Origin of the sequence: Streptomyces sp. NPDC058375 (assembly GCF_042723425.1) — a bacterium.
GTDB classification, from domain to species: domain Bacteria; phylum Actinomycetota; class Actinomycetes; order Streptomycetales; family Streptomycetaceae; genus Streptomyces; species Streptomyces durocortorensis.
On the sequence record NZ_JBHXJG010000056.1, the window covers coordinates 26,867 to 33,264 of the forward strand.

The 6,398-nt window shown below is 70.3% G+C and carries 8 protein-coding genes; 4 read left to right on the plus strand and 4 right to left on the minus strand.

What is annotated here, in order from left to right; genetic code table 11:
- Positions 1-14: 14 nt before the first annotated feature.
- Together ACFWM7_RS12550 and ACFWM7_RS12555 are read left to right on the plus strand one after the other, a co-directional pair.
- Positions 15-527, plus strand: a complete 513-nt coding sequence (locus ACFWM7_RS12550) for a YbjN domain-containing protein (protein WP_383258990.1) — start codon at positions 15-17, stop codon at positions 525-527.
- A 523-nt stretch (positions 528-1,050) separates the two neighbouring features.
- On the plus strand, positions 1,051-1,860 hold the full coding sequence (locus ACFWM7_RS12555; RefSeq protein WP_383258993.1) for a hypothetical protein: 810 nt from the start codon (positions 1,051-1,053) through the stop codon (positions 1,858-1,860).
- Positions 1,861-1,891: 31 nt separating this feature from the next.
- Here the strand turns inward: ACFWM7_RS12555 and ACFWM7_RS12560 are convergent, their stop codons facing one another.
- The 3 genes from ACFWM7_RS12560 to ACFWM7_RS12570 form a co-directional block, all read right to left on the minus strand.
- Positions 1,892-2,134: a hypothetical protein gene (locus tag ACFWM7_RS12560; RefSeq protein ID WP_383258999.1), complete on the minus strand. Its 243-nt coding sequence runs from the start codon at positions 2,132-2,134 to the stop codon at positions 1,892-1,894.
- Positions 2,131-2,379, minus strand: a complete 249-nt coding sequence (locus ACFWM7_RS12565) for a hypothetical protein (RefSeq protein ID WP_307668402.1) — start codon at positions 2,377-2,379, stop codon at positions 2,131-2,133. Before ACFWM7_RS12565 ends, ACFWM7_RS12560 begins: the two co-directional genes overlap by 4 nt.
- A 125-nt stretch (positions 2,380-2,504) precedes the next feature.
- On the minus strand, positions 2,505-2,927 hold the full coding sequence (locus ACFWM7_RS12570; protein ID WP_383259003.1) for a hypothetical protein: 423 nt from the start codon (positions 2,925-2,927) through the stop codon (positions 2,505-2,507).
- 98 nt (positions 2,928-3,025) lie between these two features.
- Here ACFWM7_RS12570 and ACFWM7_RS12575 point away from each other — a divergent pair, with 98 nt between their 5' ends.
- Entirely contained in the window at positions 3,026-3,769 is a 744-nt protein-coding gene (locus ACFWM7_RS12575; RefSeq protein ID WP_383259005.1) for a class I SAM-dependent DNA methyltransferase, read from the plus strand.
- Positions 3,770-3,954: 185 nt separating this feature from the next.
- Here ACFWM7_RS12575 and ACFWM7_RS12580 read toward each other — a convergent pair whose 3' ends face one another.
- Positions 3,955-4,716 (minus strand): phosphoglyceromutase, encoded by a 762-nt coding sequence (locus ACFWM7_RS12580; protein ID WP_030566751.1) that lies wholly within the window; start codon positions 4,714-4,716, stop codon positions 3,955-3,957.
- 221 nt (positions 4,717-4,937) lie between these two features.
- On the opposite strand from ACFWM7_RS12580, the gene ACFWM7_RS12585 reads away from it, so the two are divergent.
- Entirely contained in the window at positions 4,938-6,290 is a 1,353-nt protein-coding gene (locus ACFWM7_RS12585; protein WP_383259012.1) for an MDR family MFS transporter, read from the plus strand.
- Positions 6,291-6,398 lie beyond the last annotated feature (108 nt).

Genomic DNA, 6,398 nt, shown 5'->3' on the forward strand with positions numbered 1-6,398 from the left:
CGTAGGCTCGCAGCATGGCTGACGTACCGGACGAAACCGCAGCGGCCCAGGTCATCGAGGCGACGCTGAACGATGCCGGGCTCGTATGGGAGAGCCCGGGGCGCGGCAACTACGTCGTGACGCTGCCCGGCACCCGCAAGCTGTCGACGACCTGTTCCCTGGTCGTCGGCAAGCACTCGCTCTCCCTCAACGCGTTCGTCGTCCGGCACCCCGACGAGAACGACGCCGAGGTGCACCGCTGGCTGCTGGAGCGCAACATCCGCCTGTTCGGAGTGAGTTACGCGATCGACTCGCTCGGCGACGTCTACCTGGTCGGCAAGCTGCCGCTGTCGGTGGTCACCGCCGAGGAGCTGGACCGGCTGCTCGGGGTGGTGCTCGAAGCGGCCGACGGGGCGTTCAACACGCTCCTGGAGCTCGGATTCGCCAGCTCGATCCGCAAGGAGTACGCGTGGCGGGTGGCGCGCGGCGAGTCCACTCGGAATCTTGACGCGTTCAGCCATCTGACCCGGGGCGCGTCCGACAGCTGACGCTCGCCCCGGGGCGTACGGCATCCAGGGCGTCGACGAGATGAGGAGCGACCGACTCCCACGTCTCGTCGGCGGCTTCGGGTCCGTAGCGCGTCCGTGAACTCCACGCTCCCCCCGCCGGCTTCGGCGTAACCGTCGAGGAAGTCCCGGTCCTGCTCGATGCCCCCGAAGAGCGCCAGCGAGACGAAGCCGGCCGCCGGGTCGCCCCAGAACATCCGCTCCCCGTCGATGTCCCCGCCGATCGCGCGCGCCCGGCTCGCCCGTGACCAGCAGGTTTCCCGGCCACAGGTCGAAGTGCGAGGGCGGGCCGGACGACCTCGCCCAGAGGGTTGTACAGCCCTTCCGCACAGTGCATTCACAGGATGATCACAGCAGAATCACGATCACAGAAGGGCGTCGCCGGACCGGCCTTCGCTCACGGGTTCGATCGTAAGGTGTGCATCACTGCGACGGCCCGTCCCGTACGGCGTCGAGGTGCCGTACGGGGGAGGGGCGATCGCTCCTCGAACCGGAGAGAAGAACCATGCGCGCCACTGCCGTACGACGTACCGCCCTCGCCGCCTCCGCGGCCGCTCTCACCCTGCTGGCCACCGCCTGCAGCGGCTCGTCGGACGCCGACGACCAGGACGGGAAGGACGGGAAGGGCGCCGCGAACGGAAGCAGCTCGGCCCCGAAGACCCCGGCCAAGGCGCTCACCGCCGCCGAGCTGGAGAAGGCCACCCTCGCCCAGGGCGACGTGAAGGGCACCAAGATCACCAAGGCCGGCCCGGCCGACGAGGTCCCGGCGGACGGCGTCAAGGTCGACAAGGAGGCCTGTCTGCCGATCGCCCACGCCATGTCCGGCATACCGCAGAAGGGTGCGGTGGCCACCACGAAGCGCAAGGTGATCGACGAGCCGAAGAAGACCGACGACAAGAAGCTGGAGGACCTGGCGGAGGGCGAGGCCGAGGATCTGTTCAAGGACGCGTTCAACCTGACGTCCACGGCTGTCGTGTTGAGCTCGTACGAGGGGACGGCGGGACCGGACGCGTTCGCCACGCTGAAGAAGGCCGCGGCGGACTGCGCGGGCGGCTTCACCGCCACGATCGAGAAGACGCCGACGAAGGTCGCCTCGATCACCGAGGAGAAGGTCACTGGCGGCGACGAGGCCGCGGCTTGGACGGTCACCTCGGAGGCCGAAGGCGACACCGTCCCGCTGAAGCTGGCGGTGCTCCGCAAGGAAGGCACCGTCGCGACGTTCTTCGCCTTCAACCTGGCGGCTGCGGGCGGCGAAGGCGTGAAGTTCGAGGTGCCCACGCAGGTCGTGGCGGCACAGGACAAGAAGCTCGGCTGACATACGGCTGGCGTGCCTCTGCCGTGGCGGATCAGGGCAGGGGCACGAGCCGGACGACGGTGACGGTCAGGACGGACCGGGAGACGTAGTAGAGGACGATGGCCCCGGCGACGGTCGCCTCACGCCGGTCCCGTTCGCTCTTGACGGCGGAGGAGGCGTGTCCGTACGGCTCCTCGCCGAGGGTGCGGGCCATCTCGTCCCGGAAGGCCTCGCCGCCGCGCATCTTGGCCAGGGTGTCGTCGGCGGGCGGTGCGTAGGAGATGCGGAAGCTCAAGCGACGCTCCGCCTCTCGGCCTCGTCCCGCGCCAGCCGGTCCAGGATCTTCTCGGCCTCGGGATCGGGGACGGCCTCCAGCATCCAGTGCCGCATGACGGCCTGAATTTCGTGCACCCCCGCCTCGTTGATCGCGAGATCGAACTCCTCGCGTCTCTCGTCGGGCAGCGCGGCCCGGATGTCCGGGATGCTGTTGGGCACCTCGACCTCGGTACCGCCGACGAAGGTCTTCAGAGACTCACCCATGATCGCTCTCCTCGATCTCCTTGCCCTGGAGGGTCCGCCGCCACGGACGGCGTGACGGCATGGGCTCACCGTAGTGCGTACGAGGGGTATTTCGGCCGTTCCGGCCGGGACGGATCGGCCACGGATCAGGTGCGACGCGGCACTTCGGGCTCAGCTCCACCCGAGGTCCGCCCGAGCTTCGCCGCCACCCGGTCGCGCAGGAGCGCGTACTCCTCCTGGAGCCGCGGCAACTCACCGGGCGGCCGGACGACGACCTCACCGCCGACGACCCTCTCCTCGGGCCCGAACTGCTCCCGGGTCAGGTCGATTTCGACGCCCATGCCCAGCCGGTTCCACCAGTGGAAGTCGGTACGCACCCCGTCGACATGGACCTCACCCCGGACCAGCTCCCCGCCGAGCAGATCGTTGAGCACCATGGCGGTCACCCCGCACTGATCGCGCGCCGGATTGTCCGGAGTCCAGCGGTCGCGGTACTCCGGGGTGCAGGTCTCGGCGCTCCAACTGCCGCGCAGGGCCTGTTCGATGTCGGTGAGGAGGTGGATCGTCATGGTGGCCATCGTGGCAGGGGGCACTGACAACGCGGCCGCGCCGTGGCCGCCGAGAATTGCGTCGACAGACATCCCGGCCCCCGGCAGAGTGGTCGCCCGTGACGAGCAGCGAACTGTGGACCCGAGAGACCGCCGACCGCTACGACGCCGAGGAGGCCGAGAACTCCTCGCCCGCCGCCCTCGGACCGACCCTCGACTTCCTCGCCGAACTCGCCGGTGACGGGCGGGCCCTGGAGTTCGCCATCGGCACCGGCCGCGTGGGCGTGCCGCTGCGGCACCGCGGCGTACCGGTGACGGGCATCGAACTCTCCGAGCCGATGGCGGCGGTGCTCCGCCGCAAGGCCGACGAGGAGACGCTCCCGGTGGTGATCGGGGACATGGCCGCCACGGTCGTCCCCGGCGAGTTCACCCTGGTCTACCTCGTCTACAACACCATCGGGAACCTGCTCACCCAGGACGAACAGGTCGCCTGCTTCGAGAACGCGGCCCGCCATCTGGCCCCCGGCGGCCGGTTCGTCATCGAACTGACCGTACCGCCGCTGCGGTTCCTGCCGCCCGGCCAGGTCGCGGTGCCGTTCGACGTGTCCGAGCGGCACCTCGGCTTCGACACCTTCGACCTGGTCGAGCAGACCCTCGTCTCGCACCACTTCACCCGCGACGGCGACGACGGCCGCTACCGCCGAGGCACCTGCCGCCAGCGCTACGCCTGGCCGGCCGAGCTGGACCTGATGGCCCGCATCGCGGGGCTGGAGCTGGAGAGCCGGGTCGGGGACTGGGACGGGACGCCGTTCACGGACGACTCCGCCAAGCACATCTCGGTCTGGCGCAAGCCGGTGTCCTGAGGCAGAGAAGGCCGGGGGCGTTGACCGATCCAGCCTGGTGACCGACCTCAGGGCCACGTGCGCGCGTCCCCCGGACAAGGACCAGGTCGTGGACATCAGCGGCACCGGCTGAACGACAGCACGAACAAGCCCCCTGCCCGCGGACCGACCGCGAGCAGGGGGCTCGATGAGCCGGAGGAAGGGGGCTACTTCTTCTTGCCCTGGTTCTTCACGGCCTCGATGGCCGCCTTCGCCGCGTCCGGGTCGAGGTACGTGCCGCCCGGCTTCAGCGGCTTGAAGTCGGCGTCCAGCTCGTAGGAGAGCGGGATGCCGGTCGGGATGTTGAGACCCGAGATGTCCTCGTCCGAGATGCCGTCCAGGTGCTTCACCAGACCGCGGAGGCTGTTGCCGTGCGCGGCGACCAGGACCGTGCGGCCCGTGAGGAGGTCCGGGACGATGCTGTCGAACCAGTACGGGAGCATGCGGACGACGACGTCCTTCAGGCACTCCGTGTCCGGGCGCAGCTCCGGCGGGAGGTCCGCGTAGCGCGCGTCGTCGAACTGGCTGTACTCGTCGTCGCGGGCCAGCGGCGGCGGCGGGGTGTCGTACGAGCGGCGCCACAGCATGAACTGCTCCTCGCCGAACTCGGCGAGCGTCTGCGCCTTGTCCTTGCCCTGGAGCGCGCCGTAGTGGCGCTCGTTCAGACGCCAGGAGCGGCGGACCGGGATCCACAGGCGGTCGGCGGACTCCAGGGCCAGCTGCGCGGTGCGGATCGCGCGGCGCTGGAGCGAGGTGTGCAGGACGTCGGGGAGCAGACCGGCGTCCTTGAGCAGCTCACCGCCGCGGACTGCTTCCTTCTCGCCCTTTTCGGTGAGGTTGACGTCCACCCAACCGGTGAACAGGTTCTTCGCGTTCCATTCGCTCTCGCCGTGGCGGAGGAGGATCAGCTTGTACGGTGCGTCGGCCATGGGTCCGAGCGTAATCGAACCTCCGTTGCCTCCGCGCGCCCGCCCGGAACGCGGACAGGGGCGGGGACCCGGCCCGGCGGGGCGTGTCCGGCGAGCGGTCGATTGACGACAGGCGTCAATCCGGTGGCGGGCGGGGAGCCCGGCTTCGTAATGTCTCGACCGGGGCCGGGGGCATTACCCGAGGCCCCGTTCCGTACATCCGTCCCGTGGGGGGAATCCTTATGTCCGTCGCCGGTCTGCGCACAGCCGCCCGCGAGACCGTCTCGGGGATGCCCCGCGAGTTCTGGTGGCTGTGGACCAGCACCCTGGTCAACCGCCTCGGCGCGTTCGTCGCGACCTTCATGGCCCTCTACCTGACCCTGGACCGGGGCTACTCCGCCTCGTACGCCGGGCTCGTCGCCGCCCTCCACGGGCTCGGCGGGGTCATCTCCTCGCTCGGCGCGGGCGTGATGACGGACCGGCTCGGGCGGCGGCCCACCATGCTGATCGCCCAGGTCTCCACCGCGGTGTCGGTCGCGGTGCTCGGGTTCATGGTCCACCCCTTCGCCATCGCCGGCGTGGCGTTCTTCGTGGGCATGGCGAGCAACGCGTCCCGCCCCGCCGTCCAGGCGATGATGGCGGACATCGTGCCCCCGAAGGACCGCGTCCGGGCCTTCTCGCTCAACTACTGGGCCATCAACCTCGGCTTCGCGATCTCCTCGGCCGGGGCCGGTTTCGTCGCCGAGTACAGCTACCTCGCCGGGTTCATCGGCGAGGCCCTGATGACGCTCGTCTGCGCCGTCCTCGTCTTCCTGAAGGTGCCGGAGTCGCGGCCCGAGGAAGCGGTGGTGAAGAACGTCGGCGGCAAGCGGCCCAAGGACGAGGTGCGGCTGACCACCGTCCTGCGCGACGGGCGCTTCATGGGCGTGGTGGGGCTGTCGTTCCTGGTGTCGCTGATCTTCCAGCAGGGGTACGTGGGGCTGCCGGTGGCGATGGGCACGGACGGGTTGTCCAGCTCCGACTTCGGTACCGCCATCGCCGTCAACGGCGTGCTGATCGTGGTCCTCCAGATCCCCGTCACCCGCTTCATCCAGCACCGCGACCCGCGCCGGCTGCTGATCATCTCCTCGCTGCTCGCCGGGTACGGCTTCGGACTGACCGCCTTCGCCGGGTCGGTCGCGACGTACGCCCTCACCGTCTGCGTCTGGACGCTGGCCGAGATCGTGAACGCGCCCACCCAGACGGGGATCGTCGTGCAGCTCTCGCCCGCCCGGGGCCGTGGCCGCTATCAGGGCATGTACACGATGTCCTGGTCGGTGGCCGCGCTCGTCGCGCCGCTGATGTCCGGCTTCGTGATCGACCACTACGGCGCCGCCTGGCTCTGGGCCGCCTGCGCCGTGATCGGCACGGTGGCCGGGCTCGGCTACTGGCTGCTGATGCGGAACCTGCCGCGCGAGGAGCAGACCGGAGCGGACGTGCTGCCCGAGCCGGCACCCGTACCGGCGGAGGCCCGCCCGGACCAGGCCGAACCGGCGGCCGTACCCGCGGCGGCGGTCGAGGACGCGCCCGCGGCGACGGTGGAGCGGGCCCGCTGACCGGTCCCGGAACGCGGGACCGCACACACGCGCGCGGCGCCCGCCCGGACCCTGGTACCGGCGGTCGGCGGCCGTTACTTACAGGGAAGGGTACGGAGGGCGGTACGG